We start from the raw sequence: 15,798 nt of genomic DNA on the forward strand, positions 1-15,798 counted from the left end.
GGCCCCACCGACATCTCCCCGGTCGGGTTCGCCGCGCAGCTGCACGTGGGCCTGGCGATCCACAACTACGGCATCCAGGAATACATGCAGCACTCGGATGCGACCAACGAGGTCTTCGAACAATCCATGACCTTCGTCGACGGCTACCTGCACCCGGGCGAGGCGCCCGGCATCGGCGTGGAATTCAACGAAGAAGCCGCCGCCGCGTTCCCCTACCAGCAGGCCTACCTGCCCTACAACCGCCTCGTCGACGGCACCGTCCATGACTGGTAACCCGACGACCGGTAACTGGCACTGACGGATGGCAGTGCCTGAAACACCAAAAAGGTCCCGGGCGGCGAGTCGATGCTCAGCCGCCCGGGACCTGGCTCTTTTGAGTCCGGCTCTCAGCGTCCGGTTTGCTGGTTGCTTAGTGAACCTGTTCCCGGGTCATGCCGAAGGGGACCTGGTCGGAGAGGGCCGCGGTGTAGTGGCCCGGCTTGTGCCGCGTGAGCAAAATGCCGTGCGTCCCGGTTGTCATGGCGAGCTGCTGCAGCCCGCGGACGGCGTCGTTGAGTCGGTCGTCGAGCACGCGCCGGTTGTCGACCTGGATCTCAATGGGCTCGGTAATGGTGGTCATCGCTCTGTCTTTCTTGGAGTGCTTCTAGTCGGCCCCAATGGATTCAGGAACAGTAACGTCATATTTATTGGCCCGTCAAATCACCACGCCGCATGTGCGCGTGGCCCGTGCGGACGCCAAATGCCCGCAGATTGCGGCCCGGGCGGCTGACCTGCAGATCCACCCAGGCCCGGGTGGTCCCAGTGAGTCTAATCACCCGGCATCACTGCGGGCAGGCCGAAAGATGCTCGTGGACGCAAACAATGCCGCCGTCGGAGGCGCGGGAGAAGATGATGGTCTCCCGTTCATCGCTCGTATCGCGGCCACCGTCCCGGTCAACCCGGACCGTCGTGGCCACGCGGTGCGAAAACACCGCGGTAGCCCCGAGGAGCTGGATATCCTGCTGGCTGCTCCGGCATTCGAGCACACGCCAACCACCGGCGAGCCAGCTGTCCCAAAGGGTGCGGTAGGCGGAGCGGGACCCAAGGCGCTGGGCTTCCGGATGGAAGATGAAGGTCGCCTCCGGGCTGAAGGCCGCAAAGTAGGCCTCGGTGTCCGTGGCGGCGAAGGCGGCGACCAGGCGGTCGGCTGCCTCCTGGACCTCTTCGCGGCTGAGGGCGCGGGGCGCTGCCGGCTGCAGCACCGCAGCCGGCAGCGGCCGGGCCACGGCCCGGATCGGGGCGCCGTCGGCCCCGGGGATATTGAGGGGAAAGAGGAAGAGCTCGACGTCGGATCCTGCGTCTGTGGCCCGCTGGACCTGCTCCAGTCCGGTGAGGTTTTCCACGATGATGCAGCCGTTCCCGGCCAGGATGTCGTGGGCGGGGAAGCCGCCGCCGGCCGGGTTGCCGTGCTGGTTGCCCTGCTGGTCGCCGTGCGTGGCGCCGGGGGAGGTTGGATCCACGCTGAGGGCATCCAGGCCTACGGCGCGGTAGCCGCGGTCCACGATCAGTTGCGCCGCCGCAGCCTCCAGCCATGGGTGCTTGAGGTACTCCTCCGTTCCCCACGCTGCTGCGCAGCCGGTGTGCAGCAGGAGGATCTTATCGGGATTGTCCGGATTTCCAGGTTCCGCAGGATTTCCGGCGGAGCCCGCCGGGGCGATCCCCGCCAGGTGCGCGGCGGTGATGGCGCCGCCGCGGGCCACGTCCCGGACATCCACGATTTCGGCGACGCCGCCGAAAAGGGACAACGGCAATTCGTCCAAAGCTGCCCAGCCGTCGCCCACATGCAGGGGTGCGTCGGCGTGGGTACCCGAATGGGAGCCCAGCCCGAGCGAGAGCACGTTGGCGCCGTCGGCCTCCACGGTCAGTGCCGATGCGATCCGGACCTCCGGGTCGCCGGGATAGACAGGCATTCCGGTGCGCAGCGGAACGCTGAGATCGAACCACGTCACCGCTGGCCCACCAGTTCCGTGTCGAAGTCGCCGTGCAAGTCCGGCGCGGCTGCCTCCGGTGTTCCGGCAGCGACGGTGTTTCCAGCCGCATCGATGACCGGCGGCACCGGGGTGTCCTTCGAGGGGATCCAGCGCGGCCCGGCGGCCGGGAACACTCCGCGCGGCTCCGGGAAGATCCACAGCAGCCCGAGGTAGAGGACGGCTGCAAGCCCGAGCGATGCCGGCAGACTGATGTCCACGCCGCCGGCCAGGTTGCCCAGGGGCCCCTGGAACTGGCCGGGCATGTTCACCATGCTCAGCCCGGCGGCGGCGCTGACCAGCCAAGCCGTCATGCCGCGCAGGTTCCAGCCGTGGTTGAACCAGTACCGTCCGCCGGTCTGGCGCCGGTTGAACACCTGGAGGGCGTCGGCGTCGTACCAGCCGCGGCGGGTGATGAAACCGATGATCATCACCACCATCCAGGGCGCGGTGCAGGTCACGATCAGGGTGGCGAACGTGGAAATGCTCTGGACGAGGTTGAAGGCGAAGCGGCCGGCGAAGATGAAGGCGATCGCCAGGACCCCGATGAACAGGGTGGCCTGGACCCGGTTGAACCTCGGGAAGACGCTGCTGAAGTCAAGGCCGGTCCCGTACAGCGAGGACGCCCCGGTGGACATGCCGCCGATCAGGGCGATGGCGCAGAGCGGGATGAAGTACCAGGCCGGGGAGACGGCCAGCAGGCCGCCGACGTAGTTCGGCGCCGCCGGGTCCATGAATTCCGGCGCCTTGGTGGCGATGATGGACGCCGTGGCCAGGCCAAAGACGAACGGAATCAGGGTGGCCAGCTGGGCCAGCAGCGCCGCGCCCATGACTTTGCGCTTCGGGGTGGCGGTGGGGATGTAGCGCGCCCAGTCGCCCAGGAACGCGCCGAAGGAGATGGGGTTGGACATGACGATCAGTGCCGCGCCAATGAACGCCGGGATGAACCCTGCGACGCCGACGCCGTCGAATCCGGTGCCGAAGGCACCCTCGAAGTTCAGGTTGAGGTCGCCCGCGAAGGCGATGAACCCGACAACGAACAGCAGGGTGGCCGCGGTGACGGCAATCTTGTTCACGAGCAGCATGAACTTGAACCCGTAGACGCAGACCACCAGAACGAGTCCACCGAAGAGGCCGTAGGCGACGGCGAACGAGCCCATGTCCTGCGGCAGGCCAACGAGCCGGTTCAGCCCGCCGACCAGGGCATCGCCGGAGCTCCAGACCGAGATGGAGAAAAATGCCAGCGCGGTCAGCAGTGACAGGAATGATCCGACCACCCGGCCGTGCACGCCCAGGTGGGCGGAGGAGGACACCGCGTTGTTGGTTCCGTTCGTGGGGCCGAAGACGGCCATGGGCGCCAGCAGGAGGGCGCCGACAACCAGGCCCGTCACCGTCGCGGCGAGCCCCTGCCAGAACGACAGGCCGAACAGGATCGGAAATGCGCCCAGGAAGGCGGTGGCAAAGGTGTTGGCTCCGCCGAACGAAACCCTGAACAAGTCAAAGGCGCTGGCATTGCGGTCCTTTTCGGGGATCCGCTCAATGCCGTAGGTCTCCACGTCGGTGACCTTGCCGCGGTTCCGCCTTGCGCCGGCGCCGTCAGGCTTTTCCTCGACCATGTTGTTCTCCATCCAGCTCATCATTGATTCCTAAAGAGTTGCTTTATAGGCATCACAAGTTGTGTTGGAGGCTACACTGTGAAGCGGCTCACAGCAAGGCCCTGCCCTGTCCGGCCGGCGGGTTACGCAACCGGCCGCCGGCCCGGGACCATCCCGCGGGAAGCCCGGGCGGCCCATGTGCCCGCCGCCCGGTAAATAACAGGGATAATCTTCAACGGGGACCATCCACAACACGGCGCAAAGGCGGCACAGCGACATGGCACAGGCTCAAGCAGGCAAACCCCAGGGACGGTGGCGGACCTTCCACGAAAAGTTCGTCGTGGAGGAGCGCTTCATGAGCGTGACGGCGCGCCGGAATCTCTACCGGACCGCCGTCGTGCTGATGATCGCGGGCGCCGTGCTGTTCGTGGTAATCCTCGCCGGAGTCCTGCAGCACGCCGGCATCTCGGCGGCGGATGAGCCCGTGCGGACCTGGCTCCTGACCCTGCGCGCGGAACCCACCACCATCATCATGATCATCCTGGCGATCATCTTCGGCCCCATCGGCCTGCCAATCATCGTCCTGATCGTGACGGTGGCCTGGGGCCTGATCGCCAAGCATGCCTGGCGGCCGATGCTCCTGGCCGGTGCCATGCTGACCGGCGTCATTCTGGCGCAGATTATCGGCCACATCGTCGAACGCCACCGGCCTCCGATCGACCTCATGCTCTTCGGCGCAGACTCCACGTTCTCGTTTCCGTCCGGCCACGTCCTGGGCGCGTGCGACTTCCTGCTGGTGACCACGTACCTGGTCTTTTCGCGCCGGAAGAACCCCATGTCCGCTGTTATCGCCTTCATCGTGGCGGGGATCGGCATCTTCTTCGCCGCCGTCAGCCGCCTGTACCTCGGCTACCACTGGATGACCGATGCCCTGGGCGCCTTCTCGATCTCGCTCGTGATCCTGGGCGGCGTCATTGCGCTGGACACCTGGCGGACGGCGCGGATTCCGGGCGAACAGGTCACCGGGACGCTCTCCACCGCCGACACCAGCCAGGACTGAGCGCCGTCAGCGGCTGCGCGCCCGCTTGAGTTCGGCCCGCAGCCGGGCGTTGGCGGCCTCGAGTTCCATCACCTTGGCCACGCCGGCCAGGTTAAGCCCTTCTGCCAGGAGTTGGCCGATCCGCCGCAGCACCACAAGGTCTGCGTCGCTGTACTGCCGGGTGCCACCCGCGGTGCGGTCCGGCGCGAGGAGCCCCCGGCGCTCGTAGAGCCGGATATTCTGCTGCCCCGTGCCCACCAGCTGCGCCACGACCGAGATGGCGTACAGGCCTGAATTCACGCCTCGGTCCGCCATGGTCTTCCTCCCGTTCCGGAAAATTCCCTTGCATCAGTGTTTCACCGGTGCTATAAAAAATCTATACCCATCACCACAGAAAAGTTGAGGTGGGTTGTAGAAGGAATGGAGATCAAGTCTCGCTGAAGGAGTGGGAAATGATGTTGATTCGGACGGACCCGTTCCGTGACTTCGACCGGCTTGCCCAGCAGGTGTTCGGGACGGTGGCACGCCCCGCGCCCATGCCCATGGACGCATGGCAGGAAGACGGCGTATTCGTCGTCGCCTTCGATCTTCCGGGGGTCAATGTCGACTCGATCGGGCTCGACATTGAGCGCAATGTCCTGACGGTCCGGGCGGAACGGCGCGATCCGGCGCAGCCCGACGTGGAACTGATGGTCTCGGAGCGTCCCCGTGGAGTGTTCAGCCGCCAGCTGATCCTCGGCGACACCCTGGATACGGAGAACGTCAAGGCGAACTACGCCGACGGCGTCCTGACGCTCCGCATCCCGGTGGCGGAGGCGGCCAAGCCGCGGAAGATTGAAGTCACCCGTTCGCAGGACAAGATGCAGGAGATCGGGAAGTAGCCCCCGGGCCGGCGCGGCGCCCGCAGCGTCGCTCCGGCTCCGGCTCCGGCTGCATGTAACGGAGGCCGATCATGCCCGGCAGGAACCCTGATCCCCGAGGCTACTACGCGCTATTGCACGTCTCGCCGGAGGCGGGCCGGCAGGAGATTGGCCGCGCCTTCCGGGCGCTGATGCGCCGGCACCATCCCGACGTCGGCCAGTCTGACGTCGATCCTCCCGATGTCGGCGCCATTCTGCACGCTTTCGCCGTGCTGCGGGACGCCAGGAGCCGGGCGGAGTACGACGCCGGCGGCTGGCGTCCCGCCGTCGAGGACGACAATTTCCAGCACCGGAACGACCATGCCGGCCACGGCAGCCGCGACATCCCGGTGCGCATCATCCGGCGTCGGGATCCCCTTGTGCGCGTGCTCCCCGTCCGCTGGGAACCCGGGCCGTGACGGGGAAACTCTCCTGGCCAGGCCGCTGACCCGGGCAGGAACCCACCCAGCAGTTACATCCAGCAGCCCCATCCACTGAGGAGGAGACCAGCCATGAGCGCATGGCGCCGCTACGATTCGCACCTTATGCCGGTGTTCCACGAGCGCTTCGAAGCGCGCTGGGGCGAGGGAACGGCGCCGTTCCTGGACCCGGAGGCGCATGAGGCCCCGTTGCCCCGTGCGCAATGGATCAACATCGACACGGGTGCGGCGCTGGCGGTGGTCCCGGTCTGGACAGATGAAGACAGCCAGCACCGGTCCTTCGGCGTGTTCTACCTGCCGCCCGCGGGTGATATCTGGGTGCTGAGGCCCGGCTTCACGGAGTATCTGGAACCCTCGCTGGATGAGGCTGAGCAGCTCGTGACGCTGCGGAACGATGCCTTCCGCAAGGCCGTGGAGCACGCCAAAGTCTTCCTGTTCGGGCCGGAGACGTCGCTGTTCTGAACGGCAGGGACCAGCAGATGCCAGGATCAGTTGCTGGCGGCGGCATAGGCGTTCAGGCTCAGCGAGAACACGATCCAGGAGAGGTACGGCAGCATGAGCAGGCCCGCTGCCCGGCTGATCAGGCCGAACCGGACCACCGTGACGGCGGCGGCCACCGCATGGACGGCGATGAGCAGCAGGGCCAGCCAGAGCGCGGCCCCGCCGGCCATGGGGTACATGCCGAAGAACAGGGGCGCCCAGGCGAGGTTGACGAGCAGCAGGATGGCGTAGACGGTCATGGCCCCCCGGCCGCGCCCGGAGCGAAGTCCTGTTTCCCGGCGCCAGACGAGCCACGCCGCCACTGCCATTGTCGTGTAGAGCACCGTCCAGACCGCTCCGAAGGCCCAGCCCGGCGGAGTCCACGGAGCCTTCTCTGCCGCCGCGTACCAGCCGCCGGCGTTGCCGATAATGACCAGCGACGCCACGAAGGACACCCCATGGGAGACCGCCAGGAAGCAAAGGAGGGCTGCCGTCTGCCGGCCGGGGCTGGGCGGCGCCGATGGCGGCCGGCGGTTGACGCCTTGTTCAATTTTCACGTGCACCGATCAACAGTGGCCGTTGGCATCGCGTCCGTCAAACGGCCAGGGTCGTGGCGCTCACCCCCGGGGGAGCCTAAAATCAGTCAACCAACCACCGAAACTACATAGAGGTCCCCGTCGATGAACGCTTCCGCCAAGGATCTGGCTTCCCTTCTTCCGCCCGGCTTCACCCTGGGTGTGGCGACCTCCGCCTTCCAGATCGAGGGTGCACTCGATGAAGACGGCCGCGGCCCTTCCGGATGGGATGTCTTCGCCGCGAAGCCGGGTTCGATCGTGGAGGACCAGAGCCCGGCCGTTTCCTGCGACCACTACCACCGGATGCCCGAGGACGTGGCTCTGATGAAGGAGCTGGGGATCGACTCGTACCGGTTTTCGCTGTCCTGGTCCAGGATCCAGCCCGGCGGGAGCGGGCCCGCGAACCCTGCCGGGCTGGACTTCTACGACCGGCTGATCGACCTGTTGCTCGCCAACGGCATTTCCCCCATGGCCACGCTCTACCACTGGGACACCCCATTGCCCCTGGATGAGGCCGGCGGCTGGATGAACCGTGACACGGCCTACCGGCTGGGGGACTTCGCCGCCATCGCCGCGGCTGCCTTCGGGGACCGCGTGAGGCGCTGGGTGACTGTCAACGAGCCCGCCACAGTCACCACCAACGGCTACGCCTTGGGCATGCACGCGCCCGGGGAGGCCCTCATGCTCAAGGCCCTCCCCAGCGTGCACCACCAACTGCTGGGCCACGGCCTGGCGCTCCAGGCGCTGCGTGCCGCCAAGGTGCCGGGCGACATCGGCATCACCAACGTTTACTCACCGATGGTCCCGGCCACCGCGAACCCGCTGGACAAGGTCAGTGCCGGACTCATGGATGTGGCGCAGAACCGGCTCTACGCCGATCCGGTGCTGCTCGGCAAATACCCGGATGTCATCCGGGCCGCCACCTTCTTTTCGTCGTCCTTCAGCCCGTCCAGTGAAGACATGGAGCTGATTTCCCAGCCCCTGGATTTTTACGGCCTGAACTACTACATGCCCACCCTTGTCGGGGCGGGTCCGGGTGAGGGGGCCGTGCCGCCCGGCATGGCCGAGGCCATGGGGGACGACCTCAGTGGGACACCCGGTGCGCCCTTCCACATCGCGCAGTTCCCGGACACCGAGACCACGGCCTACGGCTGGCCGGTCAAGCCCGAATACATGTCCGTCGCCCTGGCCGAGATGGCCGACCGCTACCCGGATCTGCCCCCGGTCTTCATCACCGAGGGCGGGGCCAGTTTCGAGGACGTCGTGGTCCAGCCTGTCGGGGCGGACCAACGGATAATCCCGGACGAACGGCGCCTGCGTTACCTTGCAGACCACATCGGCACGGCCCTGGAAGCGACACGTCCCGGCGGCGCCGCCGAGGCCGTCGACCTTCGCGGCTACTATGTGTGGTCCTTCATGGACAACTTCGAGTGGTCCGCCGGCTACAAGCAGCCGTTCGGTCTGGTGCACGTCGATTTCGATACCCAGGTCCGCACGCCGAAGGCCTCCTACTACTGGCTCCAGGAGGTCATTGCGGCCCGAAGCGCGGCGTCCGCCGGAGAGCCCGGCAGCGCAGCGCAGCCCGGCGGCGCCGGCGGGCAGGACGAAACCGCCGACGTCGGAGAGCCGCACCCGGCGAGCTGACGCCCCTCAAGCCGGGTCAACCTAGAGCAGATCCAAGTCCTGCAGGCCCTTGGCGAGCCCCGCGCCGTCGGGCGAATAGAACCACGGGACGGAGGACTCCGAGTGGTCTCCGGTGTCGGAGTGGCCGCCGGCGAAGACGGCCTCACTGGCCGAGAGCTGCCGGATGCCGATCGCGGCCACCTGGTCCGGGTGCTTCTGCGCGAAGCCGGAGTAAATCTCTTCATCGTGCTGGCCGTTGTCGCCGAACAGCAGCCAGCGCATGTTCGGGAACTCCTGGGCCAGCAGCTCAAGGTTCCGCCGTTTGTGTTCCTGGCCGCTGCGGAACCAGCGGTCGTGCGTCAGCCCCCAGTCCGTGAGCAGCAGCGCGCCCGAGGGATAGAGGTTCCGGGCGATGAAACGGGCCAGGGTGGGAGCTGCGTTCCACGGTCCGGTGGACAGATAGATCACCGGCGCCTCCGGGTGCTCCACCTTGAGCCGATCCAGCAGGACGGCCATGCCGGGTGTCGCCATCCGGGCCCGTTCGTTCAGGACGAAGGTGTTCCACAGCGCCAGGAAGGGCCGGGGGAGGGCGGTGACCATGATGGTGTCGTCAATGTCCGAGACGATGCCGAGCCTGGTGTCCGGCGAGATCACGAAAATCCTGGCCTCGACCGGTTCCGTTCCCTCGGCGCGCAGCACGGCCGTATGCCAGCCCGGGGTCAACGCCACGTGAACCAGGGTGTCCACCAGACCGCCGCGGTCCGCATGCACGCGGGTGGTGACGCCGCCGATCTGGATCTCCACCTCGGTGAACTGGACCGGGACGCTCGTGAACGCCCGCCAGCCGCGGAAGTTCTGGTTGCCGTTCAGGGCCAGCCGTTCCGCTTTGCCGCCGGGCACCGGCCGGCTGGTGAGGACCACGCGGCCCAGTACCCTGACCCACTCGGTCGAGCCGTAGCCCTGATAGGCGACTGTCTGCGGGCTGAACTTCCAGCGCCGGGCCGTCTTGAGCCGGAACCCGTTGACGGTGTCCGACACCCAGTGGGCGAGCCGGAAGGCCCTGTTGCCGGACACGGGCAGCTGCTGCGCTGGTTGCGAGGCCAATTCCATGCCTCCACTCTCCCACAGTGCCGGGCTCCGGCTGTGCCGGCGGGGGTCCCCGGACGCGGGCCCGCGCCACGCCGGATTACCAGCGTGGCGGCTAACCCAGCAGCCCGCGCAGTGTGGCGGCGTTGCGGACGGCGTTGCCGCCGCCGTCGTTGTTGAAGTACGCGTAGACGTCTTTGCCGCCGGCCTGCCACTCGCGGATCCGGTCCGCCCACCAGCGCAGGTCGTCATCGGAATAGGATCCGCCGTACAGGACGTCGTGGTCGGGGCCGTGCAGCCGGATATAGACGAACGCCGCGGTGGCGCGCAGGACGCACGGGAGCCCGGCGCCGCTCATGATGCAGTAGGCCGCGCCGTGACGTTCCAGCAGGGCGTACACGGCGTCGTCGTCCCAGCTGGGGTGGCGGAACTCCACACAGACGCGGATCCAGCCGGGCAGAGCCGCCAGGAAGTAGTCCAGCCGGGCGTCGTCGCGCGCTAAGCCCGGGGGCAGCTGGACGAGCAGCACGGCCCGCTTGTCGCCGAGTTCGTGCCAGCACCGGGTGATCCGGTCCGCCCAGACCTCGGGGGCGTAAAGCTTCTTGGCGTGCGTCAGGCCGCGGGGCGCCTTGACGGACAGGGCGAAACCGTCGGGCAGGCGGCGGCGCCAGCTGGCGAATGAGCCCTCTTTCGGCCAGCGGTAGAAGCTGGCATTCAATTCCACGGTGTCGAAGCGGGCCGCGTAATGTGCCAGCCTGTCCCGGGCCGGCAGGCCCGGCGGATAGAGGACCCCGTCCCAGTGGTCATAGCTCCAGCCGGATGTGCCGATCCGCACAGCGGCCACGTGCCCTGCCATGCCCCTTCCCCTTCCACCCGACGCCATGCTCCCTCCGCCATGCTCCCTCCACCGTGCCGGGGGCGACGGCGGTGTGGCACTGTAAGTGTCATGGTACGCATCGAGGATTACGCAATGGTCGGCGATCTGCACACCGCTGCCCTGATCAGCACCGAAGGCTCCATCGACTGGCTGTGCCTGCCGCGCTTCGACTCGCCGGCCTGCTTCAGCGCCCTCCTCGATTCCCCCGCGGCCGGCCGGTGGCTCCTGGCGCCGGCGGGCGGCGGGGAATGCACGCGCCGCCGCTACCGCAAGGGCACGCTGATCCTGGAAACCGAGTGGGATTTGCCCGAGGGCAAGGTCAGGATCATTGACTTCATGCCGCCCCGCGACGAGGTGGCGGATATCGTGCGGATCGTGGTCGGTGTCCGCGGCACGGTGCGGATGCGCGGCGAACTGGCGCTCCGGTTCGACTACGGCCATATTGTGCCGTGGGTCCGCCACGACGAGCTCGGGATCCACGCCGTCGCCGGGCCTGATGCCGCCTACCTGGTGACCGAGGCGCCCCTGCGCGGTGAGCGGATGCATACCGTCAGCGACTTCACGGTCAAGGCCGGGGAGCGTGTGCCCTTCGTGCTGACCTGGAGCCCCAGCCACCTCGGCCGGCCGCGGTCGGTGAACCCGGAAACGGTCCTGGCGTCGACCGAGGAGTTCTGGCTTCGCTGGTCGGCGAAGTGCACGGTCACCGGGCGCTACCGCGACGCCGTCCAGCGCTCGCTGATCACGCTCAAGGCCCTGACGTTTGCCCCGACCGGCGGGATCGTGGCCGCCGTCACGACGTCCCTGCCGGAGGAGATCGGCGGTACCCGGAACTGGGACTACCGCTTCTGCTGGCTCCGCGACGCCACGCTCACGCTGCAGGCGCTGCTGGCCGCGGGCTACACGGAGGAGGCCGGCGCGTGGCGCGACTGGCTGCTCCGCGCCATCGCCGGGGACCCGGCGGATCTGCAGATCATGTACGGGCTCCACGGCGAACGCCGGATGCCGGAGCTCGAACTGCCGTGGCTGAAGGGCTACGAAAACTCCGCTCCGGTGCGGACCGGTAACGGTGCGGCCGGCCAGCTGCAGCTCGACGTCTGGGGCGAGGTCCTCGATTGCCTGTCCCTGACCCGGAACTCCCTGCTCAAGCACACCGACGACGCCTGGGACGTCCAGGTGGCCCTCATGGAACATCTGGAGACGGCCTGGCGCCAGCCGGACAACGGGCTGTGGGAAATGCGCGGCCCGCAACGCCATTTCACGCACTCCAAGGTGATGGCCTGGGTGGCGGCGGACCGCATGGTCAAGGGCGTCCGGGACTTCGGCCTGACCGGCCCGGCGGACCGTTGGGAGGAGCTGCGTGACGCCATCCACGCCGAGGTCATGGCCAACGGGTTCGACGCCGACCGCAACACATTCGTGCAGTCCTACGGGCGGCCGGAGCTGGATGCGAGCCTCCTGCTGCTGCCCCGGGTGGGGTTCCTCCCGCCGGATGATCCGCGCATCATCGGAACCATCGATGCGGTCCAGCGCGAGTTGACGCACGACGGCTTCCTGCGACGCTACCTGCCGGCACAGAGCGATGACGGGCTGCCCGGCGAGGAGGGGGTGTTCCTGGCATGCTCCTTCTGGCTGGTCGAGGCCCTGATCGGGGCTGGCCGGCGCCATGAGGCCCGGGAGCTGTTCGAGCGCCTGCTGGCGCTGCGCAACGACGTCGGGCTCCTCAGCGAGGAGTGGGGCGTCGAGACCGGCCGGCAGCTGGGCAACACGCCGCAGGCCTTTAGCCACTTCGCCCTCGTCATGAGCGCGCTGGAACTGCATGAAGACGGCGTCCGCCGCAGCGACACCCCGCTTCCGTGATCCCCGCCGCGGCGACCGCAGTGGCCCCCGCGGCCCCGCCGCGGCGACCGCCGGCGGACGAAGGGCGGGACCTTCAGCACTTTCCCCGCACCGTAAAATAAGTACACTTACTAATATCCCGGCGGGGGATACGAGGGAACTAGGAGTGTTGCAAATGGCGGGATATTTTGAGCTCGTGGACGCGCCCGAGGGCGGCTACCGCATTCGGATGATGGACGGGGCAGGGCAACTGATGGCAGTCTCAGTGACGTTTCCCACCAAGAAAGCCGCCGTTGCCGGCGTCGCCCAGGCAAGGGAAATCGCCGGAACCGGCCTGATCAGGGACCGCAGCGCCGATGGCCGGGCCGCCGTGCCCGGATCGTCCGCCCGGGTGATCAGGGGGCGGCGCGGCGGTGCCGGGCGCTCAAACTCCACCTTGGGGGGCTCGCTGGCGGGCAAGAGGGCGCAGGCCCGTACCTGACCTGATAATCGAGTAGGCCGTTTCCCAGCCGGTTCGCCGCGCCGAACGGTTACAGTATGGCCATGAAGCCGCGGGGGAATCGGAACACCGGCCGTGCCCGGAAGAATCTGCTGGGCCGTGTGGCGGTGCCGCTCACTGCCGCGGCCATGCTGCTCGCCGGGCTGGCCCTTCTTGCCCAGCCGGTGACGCAGGAGGACTTTGGCTGGGTAGCGTATGCTCCGGTGGCCACGGGGCCCGTTGTGCTGCAGGGGCTCATGGTCATGGGCCCGTGGATCTGGGCAGGGGTCGCGCTGATCAGCATCGGGTTGCTCCTGCTGGCGTTCTGGTCCGGCTACCGCACGGGCCGGCAGGCCCGGGACCGCGGCGACGACTCCCGCTAGGCGGCTGCCGCTCGGCCGTCCGCCCCGCGGCCGGGCTGAAGCGCCGCCAGCCGCCAGCCGCCAGCCGACGCCCCCGAGGAGACAGCTCGCGGCGTTCCGGACGCGAAACACTGCCGTGATGTGCCGTCTCGGCGGTACGCTGGCCGGGCAGCGCCTAACCGTCGAGGAGGACCTCATGAGCCAGCACCACACCCCCGGAAGGGTCGCCGTTGTCACCGGAGCCGGTTCCGGCATCGGCCGCGCAGTGGCTAGGCTCATGCTGGCCGAGGGCTACCGGGTGGTCCTGGCGGGGCGGCGGGAAGAACCGCTCCGAGAGACCGCGGCCGGCCACCGCCAGGCGCTCGCGGTCCCGTGCGATGTCACCGTCCCCGCCGACGTCGAACGGCTTTTCGCCGCCGCGCTGGGGCAGTGGGAGCGCGTGGACGTGCTCTTCAACAACGCCGGCGTGTTCGGCCCCGCCGCCGCGGTGGACGAGATCACCGTGGAGGACTGGGACGCGACCGTCGCCGTGAACCTCACGGGGTCCCTCCTTTGCGCCGGTGCCGCCGTCCGGGCCATGAAGGCCCAGTCGCCCCAGGGCGGACGGATCATCAACAACGGTTCGGTCGCGGCGCATTCGCCCCGGCCGCGGACGGTGGCCTACACGGTGACCAAGCACGCCATCACCGGGCTGACTAAAAGCATTGACCTGGACGGCCGGGGCTTCGGCATCAGCTGCGGACAAATCGATATCGGCAACGCGGCGACGGAACTCATGGAGGAGATCGGCGTCGGTTCCGGGACCGCCCAGGCAGACGGCAGCCTGCGGGCCGAGCCGACCTTTGCGGTGCAGGACGCCGCCCGGGCCGTGCTGCTGATGGCCGGGATGCCGGCGTCGGCCAACGTGGGATCCCTCGTGGTGACAGCTGCGGGCATGCCGTTCATCGGGCGCGGCTGAGGCGCGGCTGGGGGCACGACTGCGGGCGCGGGCCCCGGCTGGTGGGTCCTGAGGGACGCCGCCGGGTGACCTAGAGGGGCAGGAGGGCGGACAGGTCCGCGCGCAGTCCCGAGGCGGCAACACGGCCGGCGGCGACGGCGTCGGCCCAGCTCAATCGTCCGCTGACCATCGCCAGCCAGGTGTCGGCGTCGCACTCGATGACGTTTGGCGGGGTGCCGCGCGTGTGCCGCGGGCCCTCCACACACTGGGTGACGCCGAACGGCGGGACGCGCACCTCCACGGAGTTCCCGGGCGCCCGCGCGGTGACTTCTTCCAGGCAGTATCGCACCGCCGTCGCGATCGTGGTGCGCGGGACGGCGCCGGGTCCTCCAGAGCCCGGGACCCCGGCGGCCGGCACGTTCGGGCCCGGTGCGGGCGCGGTGGCTTCCTGCCACGCGGCGAGTGCCGCGCGGCCCTCGTCCATGGCGATTCGACGGCGCGATACAGCCACTTTCCCGAGTCTCCTAGTCCAGCAGTGCCGCGACGGCCCGCCCGAGCCGGATCTTGCCTACCGGGCGTCCCCCGCCCAGTACCGGGTCCACCACCTTGTCCAGGACGCTGGACACTTCAGGGATTTCGACGGCGCCGGAGGCCGCGAGGAGCGTCAGCCCGACCAGTGTGGTGGCCCGGATGTTGCCGTCGAGCATCTTGATGGCAACCGAGACGCCCTGGCGGGTGGCCATGACCAGGACGCCCTCGGCGCCGATCTTGGCCAGGATGCCGAGTTCGTCCATGACGATTGTGTTGGCCTGCCCTCGCCCCTGGACGGCCCACGGGTAGTCCAGCATGGACGTGGCAATGGTGGCTGCCCGCGCGTTCGAGTTCTTGTCGCCCGGGGCCTTGGCCAGCTTCGAGTAGGCCCGGGCCAGGCCGATCAGGGAGACGGCGGCAACCGGCGCGCCGCAGCCGTCGATGCCCAGGTGGGTGATGCGTTCGCCGCAGTACTCCTCGATCACGGAGCGGATGCGCTGCTGCAGCGGGTGGTTGGGTTCGAGGTAGCTGTTCTTGTCCCAGCCGTTCTCCGTGCACGCCCAAAGGAACGCGGCGTGTTTGCCCGAACAGTTGAAGGCCAGCCGGGACTTGCCCCGCTCGGTCTGGACGAGCCAGTTCCGGGCGGTCTCATCCTGGGGCCAGTCGGCCGGGCACTGCAGCTGGTCTTCCTTGGCCCCGGCCGCCTTGAGCATGCCCTCGACCACGTCCATGTGATCCAGGGATCCGACGTGGCTGCCGCACGCGATGGCCACCTGGGCGCCCCGCAGGGGTACGCCGGACTGCATCGAGGCCAGGGCCTGCAACGGTTTGAGCGTGGACCGGGCAAAGATCGGGGCGTTCACATCGCCGAGCTCGATCACTACCGTCCCGTCCGCGGCCAGCACCACGGCCGAGCCGATGTGGCGGGACTCCACGAAGCCGCTGCGTTCGATGACTGCCAGTTCGACGGCGGAGTCGACTGTGAATGTTGCATGCGGGTTCAAAGCCATGCTGCAAGTCTATGGTGCCCGGTG

General features: G+C 68.3%; 19 protein-coding genes. 10 read left to right on the top strand and 9 right to left on the bottom strand.

From position 1 onward, the window contains the following. On the top strand, positions 1–273 hold a 273-nt coding region (locus AC1DDH_RS02250), incomplete at its 5' end, for an enolase C-terminal domain-like protein (protein ID WP_476872833.1). Between the two features lie 136 nt (positions 274–409). On the opposite strand, the gene AC1DDH_RS02255 is transcribed toward AC1DDH_RS02250, so the two are convergent. The 3 genes from AC1DDH_RS02255 to AC1DDH_RS02265 all read right to left on the bottom strand — a co-directional run bounded on the left by AC1DDH_RS02255 (position 410) and on the right by AC1DDH_RS02265 (position 3,643). Continuing rightward, on the bottom strand, positions 410–619 hold the full coding sequence (locus AC1DDH_RS02255; RefSeq protein WP_028276129.1) for a hypothetical protein: 210 nt from the start codon (positions 617–619) through the stop codon (positions 410–412). 202 nt (positions 620–821) lie between these two features. Continuing rightward, complete coding sequence (locus AC1DDH_RS02260; RefSeq protein ID WP_476872233.1) at positions 822–1,988, bottom strand: cyclase family protein; 1,167 nt, start codon at positions 1,986–1,988, stop codon at positions 822–824. Continuing rightward, positions 1,985–3,643: a purine-cytosine permease family protein gene (locus AC1DDH_RS02265; protein WP_476954759.1), complete on the bottom strand. Its 1,659-nt coding sequence runs from the start codon at positions 3,641–3,643 to the stop codon at positions 1,985–1,987. Before AC1DDH_RS02265 ends, AC1DDH_RS02260 begins: the two co-directional genes overlap by 4 nt. A gap of 235 nt (positions 3,644–3,878) precedes the next feature. On the opposite strand from AC1DDH_RS02265, the gene AC1DDH_RS02270 reads away from it, so the two are divergent. Next, positions 3,879–4,661: a phosphatase PAP2 family protein gene (locus AC1DDH_RS02270; protein WP_230007696.1), complete on the top strand. Its 783-nt coding sequence runs from the start codon at positions 3,879–3,881 to the stop codon at positions 4,659–4,661. Between the two features lie 6 nt (positions 4,662–4,667). On the opposite strand, the gene AC1DDH_RS02275 is transcribed toward AC1DDH_RS02270, so the two are convergent. Next, entirely contained in the window at positions 4,668–4,955 is a 288-nt protein-coding gene (locus AC1DDH_RS02275; protein ID WP_230007695.1) for a MerR family transcriptional regulator, read from the bottom strand. Between the two features lie 137 nt (positions 4,956–5,092). Between AC1DDH_RS02275 and AC1DDH_RS02280 the strand changes: the two genes are divergently transcribed. The 3 genes from AC1DDH_RS02280 to AC1DDH_RS02290 all read left to right on the top strand — a co-directional run bounded on the left by AC1DDH_RS02280 (position 5,093) and on the right by AC1DDH_RS02290 (position 6,441). After that, positions 5,093–5,521 carry an Hsp20/alpha crystallin family protein gene (locus AC1DDH_RS02280; RefSeq protein ID WP_290370254.1) on the top strand — a complete coding sequence of 143 codons (429 nt, stop codon included), beginning with the start codon at positions 5,093–5,095 and terminating at the stop codon, positions 5,519–5,521. 71 nt (positions 5,522–5,592) lie between these two features. Further along, positions 5,593–5,958: a J domain-containing protein gene (locus tag AC1DDH_RS02285; RefSeq protein WP_476954760.1), complete on the top strand. Its 366-nt coding sequence runs from the start codon at positions 5,593–5,595 to the stop codon at positions 5,956–5,958. A gap of 93 nt (positions 5,959–6,051) precedes the next feature. After that, on the top strand, positions 6,052–6,441 hold the full coding sequence (locus AC1DDH_RS02290) for a hypothetical protein (protein WP_230007693.1): 390 nt from the start codon (positions 6,052–6,054) through the stop codon (positions 6,439–6,441). Positions 6,442–6,467: 26 nt separating this feature from the next. Here the strand turns inward: AC1DDH_RS02290 and AC1DDH_RS02295 are convergent, their stop codons facing one another. Further along, positions 6,468–7,016, bottom strand: a complete 549-nt coding sequence (locus AC1DDH_RS02295; RefSeq protein ID WP_230007698.1) for a TspO/MBR family protein — start codon at positions 7,014–7,016, stop codon at positions 6,468–6,470. A gap of 123 nt (positions 7,017–7,139) precedes the next feature. Between AC1DDH_RS02295 and AC1DDH_RS02300 the strand changes: the two genes are divergently transcribed. Continuing rightward, a complete protein-coding gene (locus tag AC1DDH_RS02300) occupies positions 7,140–8,678 on the top strand; it encodes a GH1 family beta-glucosidase (protein ID WP_476954761.1) in 1,539 nt (512 codons plus the stop codon). 21 nt (positions 8,679–8,699) lie between these two features. Here AC1DDH_RS02300 and AC1DDH_RS02305 read toward each other — a convergent pair whose 3' ends face one another. Then, positions 8,700–9,767, bottom strand: coding sequence for an App1 family protein (locus AC1DDH_RS02305; RefSeq protein ID WP_230010202.1), 1,068 nt, complete (start codon positions 9,765–9,767; stop codon positions 8,700–8,702). Positions 9,768–9,858: 91 nt separating this feature from the next. Next, positions 9,859–10,599 (bottom strand): DUF72 domain-containing protein, encoded by a 741-nt coding sequence (locus tag AC1DDH_RS02310; RefSeq protein ID WP_476954762.1) that lies wholly within the window; start codon positions 10,597–10,599, stop codon positions 9,859–9,861. A 90-nt stretch (positions 10,600–10,689) separates the two neighbouring features. Here AC1DDH_RS02310 and AC1DDH_RS02315 point away from each other — a divergent pair, with 90 nt between their 5' ends. The 4 genes from AC1DDH_RS02315 (at position 10,690) to AC1DDH_RS02330 (ending at position 14,254) form a co-directional block, all read left to right on the top strand. Further along, on the top strand, positions 10,690–12,477 hold the full coding sequence (locus tag AC1DDH_RS02315) for a glycoside hydrolase family 15 protein (protein WP_476850261.1): 1,788 nt from the start codon (positions 10,690–10,692) through the stop codon (positions 12,475–12,477). A 154-nt stretch (positions 12,478–12,631) separates the two neighbouring features. Next, positions 12,632–12,937 carry a hypothetical protein gene (locus AC1DDH_RS02320; protein ID WP_223913587.1) on the top strand — a complete coding sequence of 102 codons (306 nt, stop codon included), beginning with the start codon at positions 12,632–12,634 and terminating at the stop codon, positions 12,935–12,937. Between the two features lie 62 nt (positions 12,938–12,999). Then, positions 13,000–13,317 (top strand): hypothetical protein, encoded by a 318-nt coding sequence (locus tag AC1DDH_RS02325; RefSeq protein WP_476850260.1) that lies wholly within the window; start codon positions 13,000–13,002, stop codon positions 13,315–13,317. Positions 13,318–13,492: 175 nt separating this feature from the next. Further along, the gene (locus AC1DDH_RS02330) at positions 13,493–14,254 is read left to right on the top strand and encodes an SDR family oxidoreductase (RefSeq protein WP_476850259.1); all 762 of its coding nucleotides are present in this window, start codon (positions 13,493–13,495) and stop codon (positions 14,252–14,254) included. A 70-nt stretch (positions 14,255–14,324) separates the two neighbouring features. Here AC1DDH_RS02330 and AC1DDH_RS02335 read toward each other — a convergent pair whose 3' ends face one another. Next, complete coding sequence (locus tag AC1DDH_RS02335; protein ID WP_476954763.1) at positions 14,325–14,744, bottom strand: sterol carrier family protein; 420 nt, start codon at positions 14,742–14,744, stop codon at positions 14,325–14,327. Positions 14,745–14,757: 13 nt separating this feature from the next. Beyond that, on the bottom strand, positions 14,758–15,774 hold the full coding sequence (locus AC1DDH_RS02340) for an asparaginase (protein WP_079555582.1): 1,017 nt from the start codon (positions 15,772–15,774) through the stop codon (positions 14,758–14,760). Between the last annotated feature and the right edge of the window lie 24 nt (positions 15,775–15,798).

Source organism: Arthrobacter sp. 10T425 (genome assembly GCF_056393985.1).